Source organism: Citrobacter sp. Res13-Sevr-PEB04-36 (genome assembly GCF_015672735.1).
Classification (GTDB): Bacteria; Pseudomonadota; Gammaproteobacteria; order Enterobacterales; family Enterobacteriaceae; genus Citrobacter.
Genome location: NZ_JADABY010000014.1, coordinates 11,168 through 36,389 on the forward strand (window position 1 = coordinate 11,168; position 25,222 = coordinate 36,389).

Consider the following 25,222-nt stretch of genomic DNA (forward strand, 5'->3'; position numbering starts at 1 on the left):
CAGGGGTTAACCTTGCGGCCTTTTTCGTCTTTATGTCGATAACTTTCCACGCCAGGCGTCAAACCTGCGGCGATAATACGCGATGGGAAGTTTTCAGATAGCGCCTCTCTTAATGACGCTATGATCGGGTATACTCTGACGGCAGTTTTGTCTATCCATGGAGAGTCAGTTTGCGTGTCAGTCGCTCGTTAACAATTAAGCAGATGGCGATGGTTGCGGCCGTAGTCATGGTGTTTGTTTTTATTTTTTGCACCGTTTTGCTGTTTCATCTGGTACAGCAGAACCGCTATAACACGGCTACGCAACTGGAAAGTATCGCTCGCTCTGTCCGTGAGCCCCTGTCGGCCACCATCCTGAAAGGGGATATCCCCGAAGCGGAGACGATTTTACGACGCATTCAGCCTGCGGGCGTAGTCAGTCGCGCCGATGTGGTGCTACCGAATCAGTTTCAGGCTCTGCGGATGAGCTTTATTCCCGAACGTTCGGTCCCGGTGACGGTGACTCGCCTGTTCGAGTTGCCGGTGCAGATCTCGCTGCCGGTCTATTCCCTGGAGCGCTCAGCCAACCCGCAGCCGCTGGCCTATCTGGTGCTGCAGGCGGATTCGTATCGTATGTACAAATTCGTGATGAGTACGCTCTCAACGTTAGTGACCATTTACTTACTTTTATCTCTGATCCTGACGGTGGCGATTTCCTGGTGCATTAACCGATTGATTATTCACCCATTACGTAAAATTGCACGAGAACTGAATGAGATCCCTCAGCAGGCGTTAATGGGTTACCAACTAACGCTGCCGCGCCTGCATCAGGATGATGAGATTGGTATGCTGGTGCGCAGTTACAACCTGAATCAGCAACTGGTGCAGCGCCACAGTGAAGAACAAAGCGACTATTCAATGCGTTATCCGGTCTCCGATCTGCCCAATAAGACGTTTTTAATGGGGTTGTTGGAACAGGTTGTATCCCGTAAGCAAACGACGGCATTGATGATTGTCACCTGCGAAACGCTGCGGGATACCGCAGGCGTACTGAGCGAAACCCAGCGGGAAATCCTGTTGCTGACAGTGGTTGAAAAACTCAAGTCGGTGCTGGCGCCCAGAATGGTGCTTACCCAGGTGAGCGGCTACGACTTCGCCATTATTGCGCATGGCGTGAAGGAGCCCTGGCATGCCATTACATTAGGTCAGCAAGTACTCACTATCATTAATGAGCGGTTACCTATTCACGGCATCCAACTGCGCCCCAACTGCAATATTGGGGTGGCGATGTTTTATGGCGACTTAACCGCAGAACAACTTTACAGCCGCGCACTCTCTGCCGCACTCACCTCTCGGCGGAAAGGTAAAAATCAGATTCAATTCTTTGACCCGCAGCAAATGGAAGAAGCTCAACAGCGTTTGACGGAAGAGAACGACATTCTTACCGCGCTGGACAACCAGCAATTTGCGCTGTGGATGCAGCCGCAGGTGGAGATCACCAGCGGCAAGGTCCTGAGTGCGGAAGCGCTGTTACGGATGCAGCAGCCGGATGGAAGCTGGGAACTGCCGGAAGGGTTAATCGACAGGATTGAATCCTGTGGTCTGATGATTACTGTCGGGTACTGGGTACTGGAGGAATCCTGCCGCCAGCTTGCTGCCTGGCAGGAGCGCGGCCTGATGCTTCCGCTGTCGGTGAATCTTTCTGCACTGCAGTTAATGCACCCTAATATGGTGTCGGACCTGCTGGAACTGTTAAACCGGTATCGTGTGAAGCCCGGCACGCTGATTCTTGAAGTCACCGAAAGCCGGCATATTGATGATCCCAACGCGGCCGTCGCTATTTTGCGCCCGCTGCGTAATGCGGGAGTGCGTATTGCGTTGGATGACTTTGGTATGGGCTACGCTGGCTTACGCCAGTTGCAGCACATGAAGTCGCTGCCGGTCGATGTGCTCAAAATCGATAAGATGTTTGTCGATGGCGTGCCTGAGGATTGCAGCATGATCACGGCGATTATTCAGTTGGCTCATAGCCTCGATCTGCAGATGATTGCCGAAGGTGTCGAAACCGAAGCACAACGTGAGTGGTTGGCGCAGGCGGGCGTGGAAGTGGCGCAGGGATTCTTATTTGCCCGTCCAGTTCCGGCAGATATCTTCGAAGAATGCTATTTAACGAAGTAATGAGCTGATTACAAAAGTTAAAAAAGGGTGCGCTTGTGCGAGCCAGCTCAAAATTTTTAACATTTTTGTATCAATTATGATCTTTGTACATTTCTGTCATGTTGTGTGGGTGTTACTTTAGGGCCGCAGGTTAAATAAAACCTTACAAGACCTGTGGTTTTTACTTTAAGGACACCCTATGAAAACCTCAATATTTAAAAGCCTTTACTTTCAGGTCCTGACAGCGATTGCCATCGGTATTCTCCTTGGCCATTACTACCCTGAATTAGGCGCCCAAATGAAACCGCTTGGCGACGCGTTCGTTAAGCTCATTAAGATGGTCATCGCTCCCGTTATCTTCTGTACTGTCGTTACCGGCATTGCAGGCATGGAAAGTATGAAAGCAGTAGGCCGCACGGGTGCGGTTGCACTGCTTTATTTTGAAGTAGTCAGTACGATTGCGCTGATCATCGGTCTTATCATCGTCAACGTGGTGCAACCCGGTGCCGGGATGAACGTCGATCCGGCAACGCTGGATGCCAAAGCAGTAGCGATTTATGCTGAGCAGGCAAAAGACCAGGGGATCGTGGGCTTCCTGATGGATATTATCCCGGGTAGCGTCATTGGCGCGTTCGCCAGCGGCAACATCCTGCAGGTATTGCTGTTCGCGGTGATGTTTGGTTTTGCGCTGCACCGTCTGGGCAGCAAAGGCCAAATGATTTTCAACGTGATTGAAAGCTTCTCGCAGGTCATTTTCGGCATCATCAACATGATCATGCGCCTGGCGCCAATCGGTGCTTTCGGGGCCATGGCCTTTACCATCGGTAAATATGGCGTCGGTACACTAGTACAGCTGGGGCAGTTGATTATCTGCTTCTACATCACCTGTATTCTGTTTGTGGTGGTGGTGCTGGGATCTATTGCCCGTGCAACCGGCTTTAGCATCTTCAAATTCATCCGCTATATCCGTGAAGAACTGCTGATTGTTCTGGGCACATCTTCTTCCGAGTCCGCGCTGCCGCGTATGCTCGATAAGATGGAAAAGCTGGGCTGTCGGAAGTCGGTGGTCGGGTTGGTTATCCCTACCGGTTACTCGTTTAATCTTGATGGCACATCAATATATCTGACGATGGCGGCGGTGTTTATCGCCCAGGCAACAAACAGCCATATGGATATCTTCCATCAGATAACCTTGTTGGTGGTGCTGCTGCTCTCTTCAAAAGGGGCTGCGGGTGTGACCGGAAGCGGCTTTATTGTACTGGCGGCGACGATCTCCGCCGTGGGTCATTTGCCGATTGCCGGTCTGGCGTTGATTCTTGGTATTGACCGCTTCATGTCTGAAGCACGTGCGCTGACCAACCTGATTGGTAACGGCGTGGCAACAGTTGTTGTTGCTAAATGGGTGAAAGAGTTGGATAGCAAAAAGCTGGATGACACGCTGAATAATCGTGCGCCGGATGGCAAAACGCACGATTTATCCTCTTAATCTCGTCACTTATGCCCGTAGTCCCTTGTAGGGCTACGGGCACCTGCGCATAATTACCCCCTGTACCTGAAGCCGTCGATCCGATGGCTTCGGGATTTTTTCACTTCTTCCGTGACATTTTTATGTTTTCGCGGTCTAACACGAAGTGTTTTAACGTCATATTCAGAGAGTCCTTTCCAGGGCTGTCTTTTTATTACCAGGATTGTTGATCAGGGGTTCACATGCAGGGCACAAAAATTCGACTTTTAGCGGGCAGCTTGCTGATGATGGCCTCTGCCGGCTATGTGCAGGCAGATGCGCTCCAGCCTGACCCGGCGTGGCAACAGGGTACGCTGGCAAACGGTTTACAGTGGCAAGTGTTGGCCACCCCCCAGCGCCCCAGCGACCGTATCGAGGTTCGCCTGCTGGTTAATACCGGTTCACTCACCGAGAGTACACAACAGAGTGGTTTCAGCCATGCGATCCCGCGTATCGCGCTGACGCAAAGCGGTGGCCTTGATGCCACGCAAGCCCGTTCACTGTGGCAGCAGGGGTTCGATCCCAAGCGTCCCATGCCGCCTGTTATTGTTTCCTATGATTCCACGCTATATAACCTCAGCTTGCCCAATAACCGTAACGACCTGCTGAAAGAGTCGCTCTCTTATCTGGCGAATATCTCCGGCAAGCTGACTATCACGCCAGAAACCATCAACCATGCGCTGAGCAGCGAAGATATGGTGACAACCTGGCCGATGGATACCAAAGAAGGCTGGTGGCGCTATCGCCTGAAGGGATCGACACTGTTAGGTCACGATCCCGCCGATCCACTGAAAACTCCGGTCGATGCTGAGAAAATTCAGTCGTTTTACCAGAAATGGTATACCCCGGACGCGATGACGCTGATTATCGTCGGTAACGTTGACGCGCGCAGCGTGGCTGAGCAAATCAACAAAACCTTTGGCGAATTAAAAGGTAAGCGTGAGACACCGGCCCCGGTACCGACGCTCTCTCCACTACGCGCTGAAGCGGTGAGCATTATGACCGATGCGGTACGCCAGGATCGCCTCTCCATCATGTGGGATACGCCGTGGCAACCGATTCGTGAATCTGCCGCGCTGTTGCGCTACTGGCGTGCTGATTTAGCCCGTGAAGCGCTGTTCTGGCACATTCAGCAGACGCTAACCAGGAACAATGCGAAAGACATCGGCCTGGGCTTTGACTGTCGGGTACTGTTCCTGCGTGCGCAGTGCGCCATCAACGTGGAGTCACCGAATGATAAGCTGAATGCGAATCTGGGTACGGTGGCGCGTGAGCTGGCGAAAGTGCGTGATAAGGGCCTGCCGGAAGACGAGTTTAACGCGCTGGTGGCACAAAAAAATCTTGAACTGCAGAAGCTGTTTGCTACCTATGGCCGAACCGATACCGATATTTTGATCAGCCAGCGTCTGCGCTCACTGCAAAATCAGGTGGTGGATATCGCGCCGGAGCAGTACCAGCGTTTACGCCAGAACTTCCTCAACGGTTTGACCGTAGAAATGTTGAATCAGGACCTGCGCCAGCAACTGTCGCAAGAAATGGCACTCATTCTGCTGCAGCCGAAGGGTGAGCCGGAATTCAATATGAAGGATCTGCAGGCGACGTGGGATGCCATCATGGCACCTGTTACCGCTGCGGCAGTGTCGGTTGAAACCGATGAGACTCATCCTGAAGTGACGGATATTCCGCCGGTACAGTAGAGGGTATCGTAACCTGTAGGCCGGGCAAGCGAAGCGCCCCCGGCGTACCCAATGCCGGATGCGGCGTTAACGCCTTATCCGGCCTACAAGAACAATAAGTTACTGCGGCATGGCATCGCGCGGAATAATCGCCCCGCGATGCTGAATCACTGTGCTTGCCGTCAGGTGACCGCGTTTGGCGGCTTCTGCGGCATCACCACCGGTTAAGCGTACGGCAAGATACCCGGCGCTGAACGAATCGCCCGCTGCGGTGGTATCTATCACTTTCTCTTTCGGCAGTTTTACCGCCGGTACATCAATGAGCTCTTCGCCATTGATGGACACCAGGCACGAGTCTGCGCCGCGCTTCACCACCACTTCCTCTACGCCAGCCGCGTGGGTGCGAGCAATCACTTCAGCAACGGGTTTTTCACCCCACAGCGCGTCTTCATCATCCAGCGTCAGGAACGCGATATTGGTGCACTCCAGCATCTGCTGATACACCTGCTGAGTCTCTTCTTTACTGCTCCACAGGCGCGGACGGTAGTTGTTATCAAAAATGACTTTTCCACCGTTGGCACGGCATTCGCGTAGCAACAAAATCAGTTTCTCGCGGCTGGACGGGCTTAAGATCGCCAGGCTTATGCCGCTCAGATACAGGTAGTCGAATGTCGCCAGCTCTTCGCAAATGGCGGCTGATTGTTCACTCTCCAGCCAAAACTTGGCCGCAGCTTCATTACGCCAGTAGTAGAAGGTGCGTTCGCCAGTGCTGTCTGTCTCAATGTAATAGAGACCCGGAAGGCGGTTTTCCATACGCTGCGTTAATGAGGTATCGACATTTTCACCGTGCCAGGAATCCAGCATCTGTTGGCTGAAACTGTCCGTGCCCAGCGCCGTGACATAATGTACAGAAAGGGCCGCAGAATCGACCTGACGGGCGATATAAACGGATGTATTCAACGTGTCGCCACCGAAACCGCGCTGAACGTCTGCGCCTTTCTGTGACAGTTCAATCATGCATTCGCCAATCACGGCAATCTTGCTGGACATAGTCGTAACCTGCTCTGAAAAAATTAACGGTAGTGTGCGCTGTGGGTGTTAAGTGGTCAACTATATTAAAACATCGTTCCATTAATTTTTTGAGCCAACGCGTATTCTGCGCGATTTTTTGCTGCCTGGTTTTTATTTTGCGATGTGCTGAGCGTAAAGTTCTGCGCCTGAGCGCCGATAACCTTTGACGAGTCCGGTCAGTCACACTCTTATTTACAGGACATCTCAGATGATAAAGCAGGTTACCCAGCAGCTCATTACGCCTGATGCGAGTATAGAAAGCTTGCTGGAGAGACGCTATTGGCTGCAGTGCGAGCGTGCTTACACCTACCAGCCGATTTACCAGACTAATGGGCGGCTGATGGCCGTTGAACTACTGACAGTGGTGAGCCATTCTGATAATCCTTCCCAACGTCTAGCGCCAGACCGCTATTTTGCCGAAATAGCGGTACGTCATCGTATTGAAGTCGTGAAGGAGCAACTTCAGCAGCTCCAGCTGAAAAGCGACTTTTTCAGAGCCCACGACCTGCTGGCATCGGTGAACGTCGATGGTCCGACGCTGCTGGCGATGCGCCAGGATCCCGACATACTGAAAATCATTGAATGCCTGCCGTGGCTGCGCTTTGAACTGGTGGAGCATATTCGCTTACCGAAGGGATCGTCATTTGCCTCAATGTGCGAGTTTGGTCCGCTTTGGCTGGATGACTTTGGCACCGGGATGGCAAATTTCTCCGCCCTGAGCGAAGTCAGCTACGACTACATTAAGGTGGCGCGGGATCTGTTTATTATGCTGCGCCAGACGCCGGAGGGCCGGAATCTGTTCACGCTGCTGCTACAGCTGATGAATCGCTATTGCCGTGGGGTGATCGTTGAAGGTGTGGAAACCCTGGAAGAGTGGCGCGACGTGCAAAACTCGCCGGCGTTTGCCGCGCAGGGCTATTTTCTCTCTCGTCCGGTTCCCCTGGATACACTTGAAGAGGTGATACTGTCGCTTTGATGTTGGTGTTATCTGCCTCCTTTTAACCCTGCTGGACTATCTTTAGGACAGGCAAGGAAGAAAGTAAGGAGGTAAAAGATGACGAAAGCAGGCAAAATAACCCTATCCATACTAGGGGTTTTCTTGTTGTTGATCGTCGTACTCATCATTGTGATTGCGACATTTGACTGGAACCGGCTCAAACCGACCATCAACCAGAAAGTCTCTACTGAACTTAACCGACCCTTCGCGATACGCGGTGATTTGGGCGTGGTCTGGGAACGCCAGAAGCAGGAAACTGGCTGGCGAAGCTGGGTTCCGTGGCCGCACATTCATGCGGAGGATATTATCCTCGGCAACCCGCCGGATATCCCTGACATCACCATGGTGCATCTCCCGCGTGTTGAAGCCACACTCGCGCCGCTGGCGTTGCTGACCAAAACGGTCTGGTTACCGTGGGTTAAGTTGGTGAAACCGGATGCGCGGCTTATCCGCTTGTCGGAGAAAAATAACAATTGGACCTTTACCCTCGCGGGGAGTGAAAACCCCGATCCTAATGCTCCGCCGTCTGCTTGGTCATTTCGACTTGATAACATTCTGTTCGACCAGGGACGCATCGCCATTAACGATAAGGTGACGAAGTCGGAGATTGAGATCCTGGTTGATCCGCTGGGTAAACCGTTGCCCTTTAGCGAAGTGACCGGCGCAAAAGGTAAAGAAAGCAACGCTCGCGTCGAGGACTACGTGTTTGGTTTGAAAGCGCAAGGTCGATATAACGGTGAACCGCTAAGTGGTAGCGGGAAAATAGGCGGAATGCTGGCGCTGCGAGGCGAAGGAACACCGTTCCCGATTCAGGCTGATTTCCGTTCGGGCAATACGCGCGTAGCGTTTATCGGCACGATAAACGATCCGATGAATATGGGCGGGGCGGATCTGCGGCTTAAATTCTCGGGAGATTCGCTCGGGGATTTGTACGATTTGACCGGCGTTCTGCTGCCGGATACACCCCCCTTTGAAACTGACGGGCGACTGGTGGCCAAAATAGGTAGCGGGAAATCTTCCGTGTTTACTTATCGTGATTTTAATGGCCGCATCGGCGACAGCGATATTCACGGCACGCTTACTTACACCACAGACCTGCCGCGCCCAAAACTGGAGGGCGACGTTGAGTCGCGCCAGCTGCGGCTGGCGGATTTAGGGCCGCTGATTGGCGTGGATTCAGGAAAAGGTGCACAACGGGCCAAACAATCTGAACAACGCAAAGGTGAGAAGAATGTTCAGCCCGCGGATAAAGTCTTGCCCTACGACCGTTTCGAAACCGATAAATGGAACGTTATGGACGCTGACGTACGTTTCAAAGGGCAACGCATTGAGCACGGTAGCAGCCTGCCGGTAAGCGATCTCTCCGCTCATATCATCCTGAACAATGCCGACCTGCAACTGAAGCCGCTGAAATTTGGCCTGGCGGGAGGCAGCATCGTCTCCCGTATTCATCTGGAAGGGGATAAAAAGCCTATGCAGGGCCGGGCGACTATCCAGGCGCGTCGTTTGAAGCTGAAGGAACTGATGCCGGATGTGGAACTGATGCAGAAAACGCTTGGTGAAATGAACGGTGACGCTGAGTTTCGTGGGAGCGGGAATTCGGTGGCTGCGCTGCTCGGAAACAGTAATGGCAACCTGAAGTTGTTGATGAACGACGGGTTGATCAGTCGAAACCTGATGGAAATAGTGGGGCTGAATTTGGGCAACTATATCGTCGGACAGATATTTGGTGATGACGAAGTGCGAGTGAACTGTGCGGCGGCGAATCTGGATATCGTCAATGGCGTTGCGCGCCCGCAAATTTTTGCTTTTGATACCGAAAATGCGGTCATCAATGTTACCGGAACAGCAAGTTTTGCCTCTGAACAGCTGGATTTAACCGTCGATCCGGAGAGTAAAGGCATTCGTATTATTACGCTGCGTTCACCGCTGTATGTTCGCGGAACATTCAAAAACCCGCAGGCCGGAGTGAAAGCAGGGCCGTTGATTGCGCGTGGAGCCGTTGCCGCGGCACTGGCAACGCTCGTCACACCGGCTGCCGCCCTGCTGGCACTGATCTCACCGTCAGAAGGTGAGGCCAATCAGTGCCGGACGATTTTGTCGCAAATGAAGAAGTGATGTCTGGCCGGATGTTTACCCGGCCTGGATTTCATGCTCAACGTAGGCCGGATAAGGTGGTTACACCGCCATCCGGCAAAAGAATCACAACGACTGATGACGCGTCTCGTGGGTTAACAGCAGCGCGATCAGCGTTAATGCTGCCATCGAGGCCAGATAAATCCCGACGGCCGGCAGGCCATAGTTGCCCTGTAGCCATGCGGCGATATAAGGGGCCACAGATGCACCGAGAATTGATGAAACGTTATACGAGAACGACGCGCCCGTGTAGCGCACCTCGGTCGGGAACAGCTCCGGCAGCAGCGCGCCCATCGGGCCGAAGGTCAGTCCCATCAGGCTCAGCCCCAGCAGTAAGAAGACAAAGACCAGCGCCGGACTGCCAGAACCCAGCAATGGTTTAAAGGCGAACAGGGCAAACAGAATAATAAGCGTGGTGATGATGAGCATACTCTTGCGGCGACCAAACGCGTCGGCCAGCAGTCCGGCAACCGGAACCATCACACCAAAGCCAATTACTGCCATCATCAGCATCCACAGGACTTCATTACGTGGTAAGCCAAGGCCCACAGGGGCGGCGGCAGTACTGAAGGTCATTGAGTAGACGGTCATGATATAGAACAGCGTATAGGTCGCCAGCATGATAAACGTACCGAGGATCGTGACGCGAACGTGTTTTGTCAGCAGGGTACCCAGTGGAATCTTGACCTGCTTTTTCGCCGCAGCGACTTTGGCGAATACCGGGGACTCATGCAGTGAGACGCGAACGTACAGGCCGATAATCACCAGCACCGCCGAGGCAATAAACGGTACGCGCCAGCCCCAGCTCATAAACTGCTCATCGGTCAGCAGCCAGGAGAGCAGCAGAAACGTGCCGTTGGCAAAGAAGAAGCCGATCGGTGCGCCCAACTGCGGGAAAGACCCGTACAGCGCCCGCTTGCGTGGTGGAGCATTTTCTGTGGCCAGCAGCGCAGCCCCGCCCCATTCACCGCCGAGACCCAAACCCTGACCAAAACGCGCCAGCGCCAGCAGGATCGGGGCAAAAATCCCAATCGTCGCGTAACCCGGTAACAGGCCGATGATCACCGTCGAGATCCCCATGGTCAGCAGCGAGGCAACCAGCGTGACCTTACGCCCGACGCGGTCGCCGAAATGCCCAAACACTGCCGAGCCGATCGGCCGCGCCACAAAGGCGATAGCAAAGGTGGCGAGAGACTGCAGCGTGGCTGCTGCCGGGTCGCCCTGCGGGAAGAAGATGTGGGGGAAAACGATCACCGCGGCGGTCGCGTAAATATAGAAGTCGAAGAACTCAATGGCGGTGCCGATGAGTGAGGCGACGACGACTTTATTGCGCGAATTGACCGGGGTATGTTCCTGTTCGTTGTCGAGCGTTGTGGCGGTTGCTTGCATAATATTTTCTTATTTTTTGTCGAACGAACGGTCATATTACGCACAGCAAAAGAGACATTTCAATCTGTAACAAAGGTTGCGCTTGGTCAAAAATAAGGCAAAAAGGGGATAATATTTAGGCCGGAGATTTCGCTTCTATGAAATGCTTCACATAATTTAAAACTTGGATGATAAAACTGGTTTTAGGTTAAATAAAAGTTACGGGTTGGATTTATTCACTGAATCGGTGAGAGTGGGTGGCATTATACTTGCCGGATAAGCGTAGCGCCATCCGGCAATTCACAACTAATCCGGTGGTGGCTATTGCGTTTTCCCCGGCATCAGTGGGTCATCTTTGTATTCCGCGGTGGCTATCCAGGCGGCGCAGAACAGGGTCAGGCGGGCGAAGAAGTAGAAGAATGCCATTAGACCTAATACCGAGCCAAACGCCGCGCCTGACGGGGATTGCACCAGCGACGGCAGCGTGTAAGTCATAATAATTTTGATTGCTTCAAAGCCAAAGGCCGCAATAAAGGTACCGCGAATGAGTGCCTTTTTACGTGGGCGATGACGCGGGAGCCGCCAGAAAATCCAGAAGAACAGCAGATAGTTGGCGAAAATAGAGATTGCCAGGCCGATCAATCGCCAGGCGGGCTTCAGCCAGTCGATACCATCGAGGTACAGGGCCGAGATTATCATCTGCTGGGCGGAACCGGCGATGGAGGTAATTGACAGGGTGACAATCAGCGCAATCAGTAATCCAATCAGTGAGACAAAATCGCGCAGATATTTAACCCAGATTTTCTCCTGATCCTGCGGCGTGCGTTCCCAAACATCACGCGACTGAGCACGAATGGCCTCGCGCAGGTTTCCCATCCAGTTAACCCCGGAATAAAGGGCGATACCCAGCCCTACCAGGCCCACCGTGGTACGTTGCTGAACGGCGGTATTAATGGTGTTTTTCAGCGTGGATGCCAGCGTCGGATCGCTGACGTTGTTCAGGATTTTGCTGAAGATATCCTGCAACAGCGTGGGGTGCGAGGCGAGAATAAAACCAGCGGCGGCAAACGACACCATCAGGATAGGGATCATCGACAGGAACGAGAAATAGGTAATCGCCGCACCAAACTGGTTCCCCATCCGGTCATTAAAACGTTCTGCGGCGCGGATCAGATGGGCGATAATGGGCTGACGCTGAACGCGTTCTGCCAGCGTCAGTGCCGTTTTCAGCGCCTGATGGGTCTTATTGTTGGTCTCTGTCTGGTCACGCTCTGGTGTGTCAATTTTGGCGATCGGTGCGTGCTCAAGTTCCTGAATGGGGCGTTTTAGGTCTTTTTCCTGCGTCATCAGGGCGGTAGTCCTTATTCTGTGCATTCACTGGACAGTATAGCGTGTCAGTCCACATAGTCCTTCATCACGCCGGTCAGCCATTCCATAAACAGGTGTACCCGGCGGGAGAGATTGCGACGATGTGGATAAAGTAGAGAAACTGGCATCGGCTCAGCGCGATACTGTGGTAAGACTTCGACCAGCGTACCCGCGCGTAATGCCTCACGGACGCCTACGCGCGGGACCTGGATGATACCCAACCCGGCAAGACAGGCCGCATGATAGGTTTCGGTACTGTTTACCGTCAGCATACCGCCGGTTTTTATCCAACGAGTCCCGCTGTTGGTCGCTACTTCGAAGCCCTGCGAGCGCGTGCCCAAATTCACCGCGTAATGCACCACTGCATGCGAGGCCAAATCCTCCAGGTTTTCTGGATAGCCAAAACGGGCCAGATACTGTGGGCTGGCACAGTTTATCTGCGTCAGTTTCCCCAGCGGACGAGCAATCAGTCCAGAATCTTTCAGCGTACCCACGCGCACCACGCAGTCGAAACCTTCACGAATTAAATCCACCAGGCGGTCGCTGCTGCTGAGTTCGAGTTCAAGACCCGGGTACTGATGCAAAAAGGCGGGCAGGCGGGGCATCACCAAATTTCTGGCTACGCCAACCGGCATATCGACCCGCAACTTACCGCTGATGCTGGAGGGATCGTGATGGAACAGGCCGTCCAGTTCGTCGAGATTGCTCAACAGATCTTTCGCGCGTTCGTAATAGATCATCCCGTCCTGGGTAAGTTGAACGCGGCGGGTGGTGCGATGCAACAGTTGCGTCCCCAGATGATTTTCCAGCGCCTGGATTTGGCGCGATACGCTACCCTTAGGCAGTCCAAGAGTGTCGGCTGCGCGCGAAAAACTCTCCAGTTCTGCGACGCGGATGAACAACTGCATTGCGTGAATTTTATCCATTTCTATGCCCTATTGTTGTTCGCAGTGAAACAGTAATGCGTAATTAGACATATTTATTGTTTTTCTAACACCTAATAAGCTCAATCTCAATCTTCACTACAGCGAAAATGAGGTTTTTTATGACACAGCGTATCGCATTGGTGACCGGCGGCGGTCGTGGACTGGGTAAAAACGCGGCGCTTAAGCTGGCGAGCAAAGGAATCGATATCATTCTGACGTGGCACAGTAATGAAAAAGAAGCCCAGAAGGTTGTGGGTGATATTCGCCAACTTGGTGGAAAAGCAGCAGCATTGCCGTTGAACGTCGGCGATATTTCGACATTTCCACTGTTTGTTGAGCAGATGCAGGAAACGCTGCAGACACAGTGGCAATGTGAGAGGTTTGATTATTTATTGAACAATGCAGGGATCGGCATAAATGCGCCGTATTCTGCCTTCACCGAAACGCAATTTGACCAACTGTTGAACATCCAGTTTAAAGGTCCCTTTTTCTTGACGCAGAGCCTGTTGCCGCTGATAAAGCAGGGCGGAAGGATCCTCAATGTGTCGACCGGATTGTCGCGTTTTGCCTTGCCGGGTTATAGCGCCTATGCCGCCATGAAAGGGGCGATGGAAGTGCTCACCCGCTATCAGGCGAAAGAATTGGGAGATCGCGGGATTACGGCGAATATTATTGCGCCTGGCGCGATTGAAACGGATTTTGGCGGCGGGAACGTGCGGGACAATGCACAGCTGAATGCGTATATCGCCTCGCAAACCGCCCTGGGACGTGTCGGGCTGCCGGATGATATTGGGGATGCTATTGCCGCACTGCTCAGCGATGAACTAGGCTGGATGACCGCACAGCGCATTGAGGTTTCGGGCGGGATGTTCCTGTAAACCAGTAACGTGCTTATTTGACTGCAACCTCAGGTTAAATAAGCATTTTATGCTATATTATATTTTGTAACATATTCGCCTGATGTTCTGGATTCCTTCTTTTTTCGAAAAAAAATAGACTTGGATTAATTAATTTTAATTGATGAATGATTTGTGCTGGAAATAAGGAAATCCTTAAATTAAAGCCTTGTTTTTATCTCTTTGTGTAATCCTTTTATTTGAGCTGTAAATATTCATAATTTCTGCTTTTTTATTCTTCTGCTATCGGTAGAATGGCCCATGCCAAATGGTGAGTTCTTATTTTACCCCATGGGTAATACCCTTCCGCGTGTTAAGGCCGATATCTTATTCAGACGGAGAGAAATAATGCAGGTAATAATGTTTGACAGGCAGTCGATATTTATTCATGGAATGAATGTAAGTTTACAAGAAAGTATTCCAGGAGTGGATGTTCAGGGTGTCAGTCAGGCAGATGACCTTTGGCAAAAGCTGGAAGCAAGCCCGGATGCGTTAGTGATGCTTGATGGCGATCTTGATGGTGAGTTCTGCCGCGGATTGCTCCAACAGCTTGCGCAGCGCTACGTGAGAGTAAAAGTGCTGATTACCGCTACGGATTGCCGTAAAAAATGGTTGCAGGAAGTGACGCAGTTGAATGTGCTGGCCATTGTACCACGCGATGCCGACGCAGAAACGTTCACGCTGGCGCTCAATAGTGTGGCAATGGGCATGATGTTTTATCCCAGAGATTGCTTAACGCCAACTGAGAGTGGTAGCCAAAATATTAAAACATTAAGTGCGCGTCAGCGTGAGATCCTGACCATGCTGGCGGCTGGAGAGTCCAATAAACAAATTGGTCGCCTGTTAAATATCAGCACCGGAACGGTAAAAGCGCATCTGGAGTCGCTGTATCAGCGCCTGGAGGTTAAAAACCGTACCCAGGCGGCAATGATGTTGAACGAAGCACATTAACCAACGCTTATTTCACAGTCAGAACATTTCTGGCTGTGAAATATGAGCAGGCCACATTTCTGATGTACAACATCGGGATATCCCCACGCTAAACATCCACGCAATTAACGCTTCCAGTTGAAACAGATCTTTTAGGTGTGGCAGCTTTGCATGGATTAATTCCTCGCAGGTGCACAGATCCGTGAACAGCAGTGTTTCTGCCTTTGCCACTGAAATTGGATTGTTGAAGGTTTCACCTGCGGTGATTTCATGCCCGTAACCAATGACCCAGACCCCGTGTTCATCCTGATATTTTTCCAGTGACAATCCTTGCCCCTGTTTAATAAAGGCGATACAGGCGGGGGTAAAATATGATGAATGGCAGTGCATACTGATTTCTCTGCAAAAAGTCCATTCTAGAGAAAATGTCTCGTTATGGCACCTACCATATAGCCCGTTTTTTCAGTAAAACGGCTTATGACGTGGGGGGGGATATTCCTGCTTTAACAGGCCGAAAACCCAGTCATCGTGCCAGGTTTGCTGCAGCCAGTAGCTCTCGCGCAGTGTACCTTCGAGAATGAATCCCGCTTTTTCGAGCAAACGTCGTGAGGCATAATTGCCTGCGGTGACGCAGGCCGTCATACGGCGCAGCCCACCGGTGGTAAACGCGAAATCACACAAGGCATACAAGGATTCAGCCCCATAACCCTGACCTTGCGCTTCGGGGGCGAGCAGAAACCCCACTTCGGCACATTCATTATTTTCGTGAACATATCCAGTGACGCCGAGCGGCGATCCCGAGTCGTTATCGCACATGACCAGGCATAGCCAGTGCGGGCTTCCAGGAGACCATTCGGCTAAGCGTGAGTCGAATATTGCCCGTACGTCTTGTTCGGAGCGCGCATCGGAGACATAGTGCATTACACCAGGATTCTGCTGTAATGCTAAGAAAAAATCCCAATCGGCTTCCGTCAGCGGGCGGCAGGTCAGACGTGGTGTTTTTAACACTGGCACAGGCTTATCTCCTGAATAATTTTCAATGATTACGAGGTAATCACTGTAAAACATATTTATTTGTTATATGAATGTGTTTCAGTTTACACCAGCACGTTTTTACAGGGTGCTGCGTTTATAAAAAGAGCAATAAAGTTCATCGTGAGGCCGCACTTGTGCAGCCCTTTTAGGGACGATAATGACTAATAGCGCATTACCGGCGACATGTACGCCATTTGAACATTGTTTAGGGATTATCCGCCAGGCATCAGTGGAAATCCTGCTGCTGTTAGGCGTGCATGTTGCAGAAGGCAAAGATCCACGCTGGTTTTTGGAACAGCTCGATCAGGCCCGCCTTAATCTGGGTGGCTGGGGGGTGGTTGCCCGGCGATTGCAGATGAACGATGCACAATTAAGCCAATTTACCTTGCGATTACGCCATCTTCAGCAAAACGTTCCCCAATATGAAAGTGGTCAGGATGTCAGTGAAAACCAGCTTATTTCTGCACTGCGTTTTGTCGCTTCTCTGGAGCAGTTGCGCCAACTTCAACCGCTGCTGAATTATCAAACTGATATTGACGCCGGGAGTGCCGAGGCGCAGATGCAGGCTCAGCGCCAGCTCCGCGCAATAGAGTTAACGCTGAAAGCGCTCGTGGCGAGGGTATGGCCGGACCAGCATCCGCTTAACAGCTTCTTGAAACAGCACTTTGGTGCCGATCGACTGCGCCGCTGGCTTAAGCTTGGCGAGGGGCGTGATGCGCTTGATGGCATGTTGTTTAGCGAACTGGCGCTGATGGTGGTCGATAAGAAACTGTTCGTGCGCCATTTTACTCAGATTTTTAATGACACTTCGGTACTTACGCTGTTTGTTGAACCGCGCTTAACGCTGCGTATGTTTCTTGATGATTGCCGGCTGGCACGTAATAGTATTATTGCTCAGCAGCCGCTGACCCCGGTACAGCTGATGCTATTAAAGTACCAGTACCGACATATCACGCACCCTGTACAGCGGGCGTTTGAAGAACGTCGTGTCCGCATCAATCCCGCATCGTATCTGGAATCAGATGAGAGTCTTGTTCGCCAGTTCTGGGAAACGGCAAAGCAAAAGGCCGAACAGATCGGGGATGATAAACAAGAAATTGCCGACAGCATTGACCCGCCGGAAAAGCGGGCGCAGCGTACGGCTGAAGAACGTGAGCAGCTGATTTCCGGCGTGCTGTGGGGGGCCGTTGGCGCGATGGTGCTTATGATATCGCTGGGCGCGTTCTGGTTATTCAACTCGCCTGCGCCGCCGGCGCCTGCTGGTCAATCGGTTGACATTATACAGGAGGAGCCGCGGCGTGACGCGCCCTCCGCGCGGGACACGGTGACCCGCATGGGCATTTCGTGGGATGCGTTTACCATGCGGGCGGCTATCGATCGCAACGATACCCGCATTACGTCATTGTTTTTGCAGGGTGGGATGGACTGGAAGCTGGCGTGGACAGAACAGGCGTTCTCTGCGGGTCATACCGCTGTGCTGAAGCTGCTGTTGCGCTATCCCTCGCAGATGGATGAAACCCAGCCCTGCCAGCAGTTTATGAGTACGCTAAGTCATGTGATGTCTAATGGGGCATCGCTGACATCGCTACATAAAAGCTATCTGCAAAGTTTTTGCTCCAAACCGGATGTTGTCGCGCGCCAGCGCTATGATGCCGAACAAGCTGAGCTGCGTGCTCGCGCGGAGCCAAACGCTGAAAACAAAAAATGGCAGAAAATTCATACTGCTCTGTATGACGCCATTAACTGACAGCCTGAATCGCCAGCGATATCAGTCTGCCAGACTGTTACGGTTCGCCGTAGAGGCCGATTAATCGACGCACGACGCCGTTGGTCCAGCCAAAGCCATCCTGTAAAGGGTACTCGCCGCCGCCGCCTTCACGCGGCGTGCCGTCGGCGATATGGTACTTCTCGATCAGTTTGTGGTGTTCCAGATAAAAAAGATTAACCGTTTTCAACCAGTTGCGGGCAATCTCATCTCCCAGGTGGTCGTCACCGTATAGCTTGAAGCCCTGAATCGCCATCCACTGCAGCGGCGCCCAACCGTTGGGTTTATCCCACTGCTCACCTGTTTCATATTCCGTCGCCATAATGCCACCGGGGGTTAACAGGCGGCTGCGTATAGCATTAGCGAGCCGGTCGGCTTGTGCATGGGTCGCCATACCGACGTACAGCGGTACGATACTGGCGGCGGAGAAGAGGGCCATTTCTTCTCGCCGCCAGTCATAATCCCGATAACAGCCGTTCTCATCGTCCCACAGATAGTGGTCCACGGCGGCGCGGCGGTCGGTGGCTTTCTGGCGAAACAAGGCCTCCGTTTCCCGTTCGCCTTTCAGTGCAGAAATGTTAGCAATGGCGCTCTCCAGCTTGTACAGGAAAGCGTTAAGGTCAATGGGGATGAATTGGGTGGTGCGGATGCTGGCAAGTCGGCCCGCATCGCGTAGCCAGCGTGAGGAGTAATCCCAACCGGAAGCCGCACCTGCGCGCAGATCCCGATAGACCTCATTGGGCGGGCGACCCGAATGTTTGGCTGTTTCAACGTCTTCGAGCCACGACTCATCGCGCGGGGTATCACGATCGTCCCAATAGCGGTTGAGTAGAGAGCCATCCGGCATTCGGATGACATGGCGGTACGCCTGGTTAAGCGCCAGGGAATCTGCGCCATCCATCCAGAACGCGTATTCCATTTTGAGATGATCCAGATAACGACGTGCACCGCGCACGCCATCTTCTTCAAACAGTTCCACCATCAGCGCAAAGACCGGCGGTTGAGAGCGGCTCAGGTAGTAGGTCCGATTGCCGTTCGGGATATGACCATAGTTTTCAATCATCCAGGCAAAGTTATCCGCCATACATTTCAACAGATCTTCCCGACCGCTCTCCGCCAGACCGAGCATGGTGAAGTAGGAATCCCAGTAATAGGTTTCGCTAAATCGTCCACCCGGCACAATATACGACTGTGGCAGCGCCAGCAGCGAGGACCAGGGAATATGATCCTGCGGTTCGCGCGTGAGCACAGGCCACAACTGGTCAATATGTTCTTTCAGCGAGTCCTCCGGGTTGGAAACGTACTCACTCGAAGGGGTCTCGGGTAGCCAGAAATGGTTCTCGACAAAGCGTTGCAGGTCAAAGTCCCGGTGCCGCTTAACCTTGCGATAGCGGATTAGAATGTCCAGCGGGTCCATTTTTGGCGCACAGTCGGGGAAGGTTTTGCTGTCGGCAAACAGCTTTGACGACTGGACATGCTCGAACAGTTCAAGATAGCGGTCGGCGGGTGTTAGCGCATCTGAGGCGGGTAGCCCTTCAATCATCTCAGGCTCAGGCTCCGCCTCAATCATTTCATCCAGCTTTAACTCGCACGGATCCATTTCATAAAGCAGATCGAGGTCGATCGTCAGTTCTTCTGAAGGGGCGTGGGGTAGTTTCTGGTTGAGCATAATGAGAAAGACCTCCGGTAAAGAGATGTTGAAAGGAAACGGCTATTGCCCGGCTGTCTGTTAAGCGTAGACATTCGCTTCGGTGTCGGGTGAGTAAAGCGTGCTATTGATCACGTTTTTAGGGTTTTTAGAACTTAACGAAAATTATATCCCTATGATAACCATCAATAAAATTTAGATCGTCGTGATCTGGGGGAATATCATTTTCAGAACATTCGATTGCAACGAGGTGTGAACAGCATGACCCCACGCGACGTATGATAATAGGTGCAGGCTATTCTAATGATAGTTCTGGCCCATGTAATTGATTGATACTTATCAAAATAATAACCCCCATATTTTCTATGATGGCTAAGTCTGACAAAGATTATGCATTATTTATTTTAATTTCTGGGTCACAATAACTCACAACGGTGAGGGTAGAATAATGAAAATCATTACCCGTCTTACCGCGATTGCCATAGCAGGCATCGTAATTTGTTATTTTGGATTATCCGGTTATGTGTGGTATCACGATAATCAACGTAGCAAACAGGCTGATGTTCAGGCCTCTACGCAGGAAGCCAATAATAAGGTTTTAGGATTTTTACGCGAAAAGGGATGCGATTATTGTCACACACCTTCAGCTGAATTACCCTTCTATTCTTCCTTTCCTGTCGCTAAACAATTGATGAATTACGACATTCAATTGGGATACAAATCATTCAATCTTGAAGCAGTTCGCGCCGCTCTGGTTACGGATAAACCCGTTTCGCAAAGTGATTTGAATAAAATTGAATGGGTGATGCAATACGACACCATGCCGCCAACGCGTTATACCGCGCTGCACTGGGCCGGTAAGGTTAGCGATACGGAGCGAGCAGAGATCCTGGGCTGGATTGCGAAACAGCGTGAGCAGTACTACGCCAGTAACGATACCGCCACGCAGCATCGTAATGAACCTGTGCAGCCGATACCGGAAAGCATCCCGACCGATACACGCAAAGTGGCGCTGGGCTTTACGCTTTATCACGACCCACGCATTTCCGGTGACAGCACGATTTCTTGCGCGCACTGCCACGCCTTAAACGCAGGCGGCGTGGATGGTCGGAAAACGTCAATCGGCGTAGGCGGCGCGGTTGGCCCTATCAATGCGCCAACGGTATTTAACTCGGTCTTTAACGTGGAACAATTCTGGGATGGTCGGGCGCCAACATTGCAGGTACAGGCCGGCGGTCCACCATTGAACCCCATCGAAATGGCGTCTAAATCCTGGGATGAAATTATCCAGAAACTGGATAAGGATCCGCAACTCAAGCAAGAGTTTATCGCGGTTTATCCGCAGGGATTCAGCGGGGACAATATTACCGATGCGATTGCTGAGTTTGAGAAAACGCTGATCACGCCAAATTCGCCGTTTGATAAATGGCTACGCGGTGACGAGGCGGCGTTAACGGCCCAGCAAAAACAGGGTTATCAGTTGTTTAAAGATAATAAATGTGCGACCTGTCATGGCGGTATTATTTTAGGCGGACGCTCATTTGAGCCCTTGGGTTTAAAAAAGGATTTTAATTTCGGTGAGGTCACTGCTGCAGATATTGGTCGTATGAACGTCACCAATGAATTACGCGACAAGCTGCGCCAGAAAGTCCCTGGATTGCGTAACGTTGCACTGACTGCGCCTTATTTCCATCGCGGTGATGTGCCTACGCTCGATGGTGCAGTAAAACTGATGCTACGTTATCAGGTAGGTAAAGAACTGCCGCAGGAAGATATCGACGATATCGTGGCATTCCTCGAAAGTCTGAACGGCGTGTATACGCCGTATATGCAGGGTAAATAATCATTCCCGCCTTCCAGCCTGTGAGTTTCGCAGGCTGGATTCTTCCCTCAACGAGCAGGTTTACGGTTGAGTGTGAATATTGAGTGATGAGTTAAGCAATTTCTTCCTCTTCTTCCCGCACATAGCTTTCTTGTGCTTGCGCAAATATTTCTTCGGAGGAAACGAGAGCGTGGTGTCCCTGACCTTCAGGTTGAATAACAATCTTCAACGATTGAGAAAGGGGGACTCCGTCTTCTTTTTTGTTCTGGCCGATAACTGCGCCAGGTGCAAAAGGAGCAATTGCTGAGGCGAAAGCCTGAACCATTTTTTCGCGACTACCGTAATGTGATTTTTTGATGTTGAGTGCGTTACTGATGATAGCGCAGTCAATCATCGTTCCGGTCAGCCAGTCGCATGATGAAGAGTATCCTGCGCACCAGCGTAAACCACTTCCCTGGGTGTACTCCTTCAGTAATGGTGTTTTAGTTCCAGCAAAACACGATCCCAGCATCAAACCGCTGATGTTCTTTTCTGCGGCTTTTTCACTGACTGCTTTCAGAATATCTTTTAACAGAATGCCGCTGATGTGTGTTTCGCTACCATGAGCGGCTACGTAAACGACAGTGTTGCGAAAAACCTGCATGCAAAGGCATTCAAGAGCTATTTCGAAGCTCTTTTTATTGTAGAAATTTAGAAAATAGACTTCAGTATCGCCCTGGAGCCTGGCGATCCCTTGAATAAAGGGAACGACAGACGTTCGGTTTGAGTCATGCTCATCCAGTTTCCAGGGTGATTCGATGACCAGAATACAGTTGCTGCTTTTACTTTTTGGCATGAAATATACACCTAAGTGAAATTGATGTTTTATATTTGTGTAATGACTATGTTTTTGAACTTTTATTTTGCTATGCAACTCTGCAAATAACTGGATAGAAACGGTCTTGTTTTCACATGGTAAAACAGGTCATTTAAAGGTCCCTCTTATTTGTTATCCATCCAGATAACATCATAATTATTGGAACCTTTATGAACCTTAACGCTAAGCGTCAGGGGGTTATCCCTTTGTATTTGCAAAATACTCGTGAGAAGAATACTTTGCAATATCAAGAAAATAAACCCACTCAATTTGTTGTAAATGGCTTACATGAAAACCAGCAATTTATCGACCAGCATATTCAGAACCAACCCGTAAAAGCGATTTTCTTTCGCAGTAATTTAATCAAAAGCAGTTTCAAAAATATTCTTATCGAAAATTTAACGTTGAATCGTTGTTATCTCGAAAATCTCGTTTTCGAAGATTGTGCCATGCGAAATGTTTGGTTTTCGTACTGCATGATCACTCAACCTGTGGTTTTGCGGCGTTGTAATGTGGCGGGGATGCGTCTGCTGAATGTACATCGGAGGATGTTTATTTTTGAAGAATGTACCGGCGTCGGGGAATTACTTATTTCCTGACACCGGTAACCGGGGTGTTTTAACGCATGGTCACAAATTCTTCCGACGCGGTCGGGTGAATGGCGACTGTGTTGTCGAAGTCTTTCTTGGTTGCGCCCATTTTCAGTGCCACCGCAAAGCCTTGCAGCATTTCATCCATCCCAAAACCAATGCCATGAATACCGACAATCTTCTCTTCCGGACCGACGCAAACTAGCTTCATACGGCATGGCTGACGGTGTGTGGTGACAGCGGTATACATCGCGGTAAACGATGATTTATACACTTTCACCTGGTCATCGCCGTGTTGTTCGCGAGCCTGCTGCTCGGTTAAGCCTACGGTGCCAATTGGCGGGTGGCTGAAGACTACGGTCGGGATGTTGCTGTAATCCAGATGCTCGTCTGGCTTGTTGTTAAACAGACGCTCGGACAGGCGACGGCCCGCGGCAACGGCAACGGGTGTTAATTCAACGGCACCGGTATTGTCGCCAACGGCGTAAATTCCTGGAACGTTAGTGTTCTGGAATTTATCAACGACGATGTAGCCTTTTTCGTTGGTTTTCACGCCAGTAACTGCCAGGTTGAAGTTGTCGGTGGCGGGTTCACGGCCGATCGCCCAAATCAGGCAATCCACGGTCTGACTGCGGCCATCTTCCAGCTCCAGGGTCAGGCTGCCATCAGCGTTTTTAACTACCGCTTTTGGAATCGCGTGCGTATGCAGGGTTGGGCCTTCGGCATTCATTACCTCAACCAGCGTGTCGACGATCATCGGGTCAAAGCTGCGCAGCGGCGCGTGTTTACGCACGAACAGATGCGTTTCTGCGCCCAGACCATTAATCACGCCCGCCAGTTCTACGGCGATGTAGCCTGCACCAACAACGGCTACACGTTTCGGCAGGGCTGGCAGCTCAAAGAAACCGTCGGAGTCGATACCGTATTCCACACCCGGAATGTTCGGATGGCTTGGGCGACCGCCGGTGGCAATCAAAATATGATCGGCAGTGATGGTTTCACCGTTCACTTCAACGGTTTTGGCATCAACGAAGCGGGCAAAACCTTTGATCACGTCGACGTTATTTTTACCCAGCACGTTATCGTAAGAGGTGTGAATGCGGTCGATATAGGCGGTACGCGTGGCGATCAGCTTGTCCCAGTCGAATTTATTGATGGTGGTATCGAAGCCGTAGTCCGGGCCGTACATATGGATTGCTTCACGAACCTGTGCAGCATGCCACATCACTTTCTTCGGTACACAGCCAACGTTGACGCAGGTGCCGCCCAGTTCTTTGGCCTCAATCAACGCGCATTTCTGGCCGTACATTGCTGCACGGTTAATGGAGGCAATACCGCCGCTGCCGCCGCCAATAGCGATGTAATCATAGTGCTTGGTCATGACCGCTCCTTCATGTTCATTGTAGGGCGGAGACGCGTTACGCCATCCGCCAAAATATTCGCGATTGTATACCTGAAATCAAAAGGTTCCACCGATGGCTGCGATTACTCCGGCACGATCCAGCTTACCGATGTATGACCGGTTCCCGCCGGAACCAGTTTGCGGTGCAGCCATGGCAGCACGTTGTTCATTTGCTGTTCCAGCTTCCACGGTGGGTTAACCACAATCATGCCGGACGCCGTCATGCCGCGCTGATCGCTGTCCGGACGAACCGCCAGCTCAATTTGCAGGATGCGGCGAATGCCGGTCGCTTCCAGCTCTTTGATCATACGCTTGATTTGCTGGCGCAGGACCACCGGATACCACAGGGCATAGGTGCCGGTAGCGAAACGCTTGTAGCCTTCGTGGATGCCGGCGACTACCGCCTGGTAGTCGGTTTTAATTTCGTATGGCGGATCGATGAGGATCAGCCCGCGGCGGGAGACTGGTGGTAATTTCGATTTCAACTGCTGATAGCCGTCGGCTTTTGCCACGCGCGCGCGCTCATCTTTCTGGAATTCGGAGCGCAGCAGCGGAAAATCGCTCGGGTGCAGTTCGGTTAACTGCAGGCTGTCCTGCTCGCGCAGCAGCTGGCGGGCAATCAGCGGTGAGCCCGGGTAGTAGCGCAACTGGCCGCTCCGGTTGAAATGGTTCACTACGCTGATATAGGGTTCCAGCTCTGCCGGCAGGTCGTCCTGCTGCCAGATGCGGGCGATGCCTTCCAGATACTCGCCGGTACGTTCAGCACGTTCACTGCTCAGCTGATAACGGCCCGCACCGGCGTGGGTGTCCAGATAGAGAAACGGTTTATCTTTCTCTTTGAGCGACTCGATGATCAGGCTCTGAACCGTGTGTTTAAGGACGTCGGCGTGGTTGCCAGCGTGAAAGCTGTGGCGATAACTGAGCATGGGTAAACGTGTTCCAGGTTATAAACGTAGGCCCGATAAGCTGTGTGCCATCGGGCGAAAATAGAGCGTATCGCCACAGTATACAGAAAAGTCGCCACTGCCGCGAAAGCGCAACGCCTGGCATTGAAATCCTCTACACTTAACCCCATTCTACAAATAATATGCACAGCG

20 protein-coding genes are annotated in these 25,222 nt (G+C 51.7%); 10 read left to right on the forward strand and 10 right to left on the reverse strand.

Features of this window, described 5'->3' with window-relative positions:
• Positions 1-170: 170 nt before the first annotated feature.
• From hmsP to IMQ48_RS03535, 3 genes are all read left to right on the forward strand, one after another.
• The gene (gene hmsP, locus IMQ48_RS03525) at positions 171-2,156 is read left to right on the forward strand and encodes a biofilm formation regulator HmsP (RefSeq protein WP_196207930.1); all 1,986 of its coding nucleotides are present in this window, start codon (positions 171-173) and stop codon (positions 2,154-2,156) included.
• Positions 2,157-2,334: 178 nt separating this feature from the next.
• Positions 2,335-3,621, forward strand: coding sequence for a dicarboxylate/amino acid:cation symporter (locus tag IMQ48_RS03530; RefSeq protein ID WP_196207931.1), 1,287 nt, complete (start codon positions 2,335-2,337; stop codon positions 3,619-3,621).
• Positions 3,622-3,842: 221 nt separating this feature from the next.
• Positions 3,843-5,336, forward strand: a complete 1,494-nt coding sequence (locus tag IMQ48_RS03535; protein ID WP_196207932.1) for a pitrilysin family protein — start codon at positions 3,843-3,845, stop codon at positions 5,334-5,336.
• Between the two features lie 99 nt (positions 5,337-5,435).
• On the opposite strand, the gene IMQ48_RS03540 is transcribed toward IMQ48_RS03535, so the two are convergent.
• On the reverse strand, positions 5,436-6,365 hold the full coding sequence (locus tag IMQ48_RS03540; protein ID WP_196207933.1) for a sugar kinase: 930 nt from the start codon (positions 6,363-6,365) through the stop codon (positions 5,436-5,438).
• 229 nt (positions 6,366-6,594) lie between these two features.
• On the opposite strand from IMQ48_RS03540, the gene pdeH reads away from it, so the two are divergent.
• The gene (gene pdeH / locus IMQ48_RS03545; protein WP_196207934.1) at positions 6,595-7,362 is read left to right on the forward strand and encodes a cyclic-guanylate-specific phosphodiesterase; all 768 of its coding nucleotides are present in this window, start codon (positions 6,595-6,597) and stop codon (positions 7,360-7,362) included.
• Positions 7,363-7,440: 78 nt separating this feature from the next.
• Entirely contained in the window at positions 7,441-9,501 is a 2,061-nt protein-coding gene (locus IMQ48_RS03550; protein ID WP_196207935.1) for an AsmA family protein, read from the forward strand.
• Between the two features lie 84 nt (positions 9,502-9,585).
• Here the strand turns inward: IMQ48_RS03550 and IMQ48_RS03555 are convergent, their stop codons facing one another.
• From IMQ48_RS03555 to IMQ48_RS03565, 3 genes are all read right to left on the reverse strand, one after another.
• A complete protein-coding gene (locus IMQ48_RS03555) occupies positions 9,586-10,908 on the reverse strand; it encodes an MFS transporter (RefSeq protein ID WP_196207936.1) in 1,323 nt (440 codons plus the stop codon).
• A gap of 300 nt (positions 10,909-11,208) precedes the next feature.
• Positions 11,209-12,234, reverse strand: coding sequence for an inner membrane protein YhjD (gene yhjD / locus IMQ48_RS03560; RefSeq protein WP_196207937.1), 1,026 nt, complete (start codon positions 12,232-12,234; stop codon positions 11,209-11,211).
• Positions 12,235-12,281: 47 nt separating this feature from the next.
• Positions 12,282-13,181: a LysR family transcriptional regulator gene (locus IMQ48_RS03565; protein WP_196207938.1), complete on the reverse strand. Its 900-nt coding sequence runs from the start codon at positions 13,179-13,181 to the stop codon at positions 12,282-12,284.
• 119 nt (positions 13,182-13,300) lie between these two features.
• Between IMQ48_RS03565 and IMQ48_RS03570 the strand changes: the two genes are divergently transcribed.
• Both IMQ48_RS03570 and IMQ48_RS03575 read left to right on the forward strand, forming a co-directional pair.
• The gene (locus tag IMQ48_RS03570) at positions 13,301-14,059 is read left to right on the forward strand and encodes an SDR family NAD(P)-dependent oxidoreductase (RefSeq protein WP_196207939.1); all 759 of its coding nucleotides are present in this window, start codon (positions 13,301-13,303) and stop codon (positions 14,057-14,059) included.
• A 366-nt stretch (positions 14,060-14,425) separates the two neighbouring features.
• Complete coding sequence (locus tag IMQ48_RS03575) at positions 14,426-15,028, forward strand: response regulator transcription factor (RefSeq protein WP_196207940.1); 603 nt, start codon at positions 14,426-14,428, stop codon at positions 15,026-15,028.
• An 18-nt stretch (positions 15,029-15,046) separates the two neighbouring features.
• Here IMQ48_RS03575 and IMQ48_RS03580 read toward each other — a convergent pair whose 3' ends face one another.
• Positions 15,047-15,397: a lysozyme gene (locus IMQ48_RS03580; protein WP_196207941.1), complete on the reverse strand. Its 351-nt coding sequence runs from the start codon at positions 15,395-15,397 to the stop codon at positions 15,047-15,049.
• Positions 15,398-15,469: 72 nt separating this feature from the next.
• Positions 15,470-16,021 (reverse strand): GNAT family N-acetyltransferase, encoded by a 552-nt coding sequence (locus tag IMQ48_RS03585; protein ID WP_196207942.1) that lies wholly within the window; start codon positions 16,019-16,021, stop codon positions 15,470-15,472.
• Positions 16,022-16,199: 178 nt separating this feature from the next.
• Between IMQ48_RS03585 and IMQ48_RS03590 the strand changes: the two genes are divergently transcribed.
• Positions 16,200-17,789 (forward strand): STY4199 family HEPN domain-containing protein, encoded by a 1,590-nt coding sequence (locus IMQ48_RS03590; RefSeq protein WP_196207943.1) that lies wholly within the window; start codon positions 16,200-16,202, stop codon positions 17,787-17,789.
• A 37-nt stretch (positions 17,790-17,826) separates the two neighbouring features.
• Here the strand turns inward: IMQ48_RS03590 and IMQ48_RS03595 are convergent, their stop codons facing one another.
• Positions 17,827-19,476 (reverse strand): alpha,alpha-trehalase, encoded by a 1,650-nt coding sequence (locus IMQ48_RS03595; RefSeq protein ID WP_196207944.1) that lies wholly within the window; start codon positions 19,474-19,476, stop codon positions 17,827-17,829.
• Positions 19,477-19,903: 427 nt separating this feature from the next.
• On the opposite strand from IMQ48_RS03595, the gene IMQ48_RS03600 reads away from it, so the two are divergent.
• Positions 19,904-21,298 carry a cytochrome-c peroxidase gene (locus tag IMQ48_RS03600; RefSeq protein WP_196207945.1) on the forward strand — a complete coding sequence of 465 codons (1,395 nt, stop codon included), beginning with the start codon at positions 19,904-19,906 and terminating at the stop codon, positions 21,296-21,298.
• Between the two features lie 91 nt (positions 21,299-21,389).
• Here the strand turns inward: IMQ48_RS03600 and IMQ48_RS03605 are convergent, their stop codons facing one another.
• Positions 21,390-22,112 carry a hypothetical protein gene (locus tag IMQ48_RS03605; protein ID WP_196207946.1) on the reverse strand — a complete coding sequence of 241 codons (723 nt, stop codon included), beginning with the start codon at positions 22,110-22,112 and terminating at the stop codon, positions 21,390-21,392.
• Positions 22,113-22,303: 191 nt separating this feature from the next.
• Between IMQ48_RS03605 and IMQ48_RS03610 the strand changes: the two genes are divergently transcribed.
• Positions 22,304-22,732, forward strand: coding sequence for a hypothetical protein (locus tag IMQ48_RS03610; protein ID WP_196207947.1), 429 nt, complete (start codon positions 22,304-22,306; stop codon positions 22,730-22,732).
• Between the two features lie 19 nt (positions 22,733-22,751).
• On the opposite strand, the gene gorA is transcribed toward IMQ48_RS03610, so the two are convergent.
• Together gorA and IMQ48_RS03620 are read right to left on the reverse strand one after the other, a co-directional pair.
• Positions 22,752-24,104: a glutathione-disulfide reductase gene (gene gorA / locus IMQ48_RS03615; protein WP_196207948.1), complete on the reverse strand. Its 1,353-nt coding sequence runs from the start codon at positions 24,102-24,104 to the stop codon at positions 22,752-22,754.
• A 104-nt stretch (positions 24,105-24,208) separates the two neighbouring features.
• On the reverse strand, positions 24,209-25,051 hold the full coding sequence (locus tag IMQ48_RS03620; RefSeq protein WP_196207949.1) for a 23S rRNA (adenine(2030)-N(6))-methyltransferase RlmJ: 843 nt from the start codon (positions 25,049-25,051) through the stop codon (positions 24,209-24,211).
• Positions 25,052-25,222 lie beyond the last annotated feature (171 nt).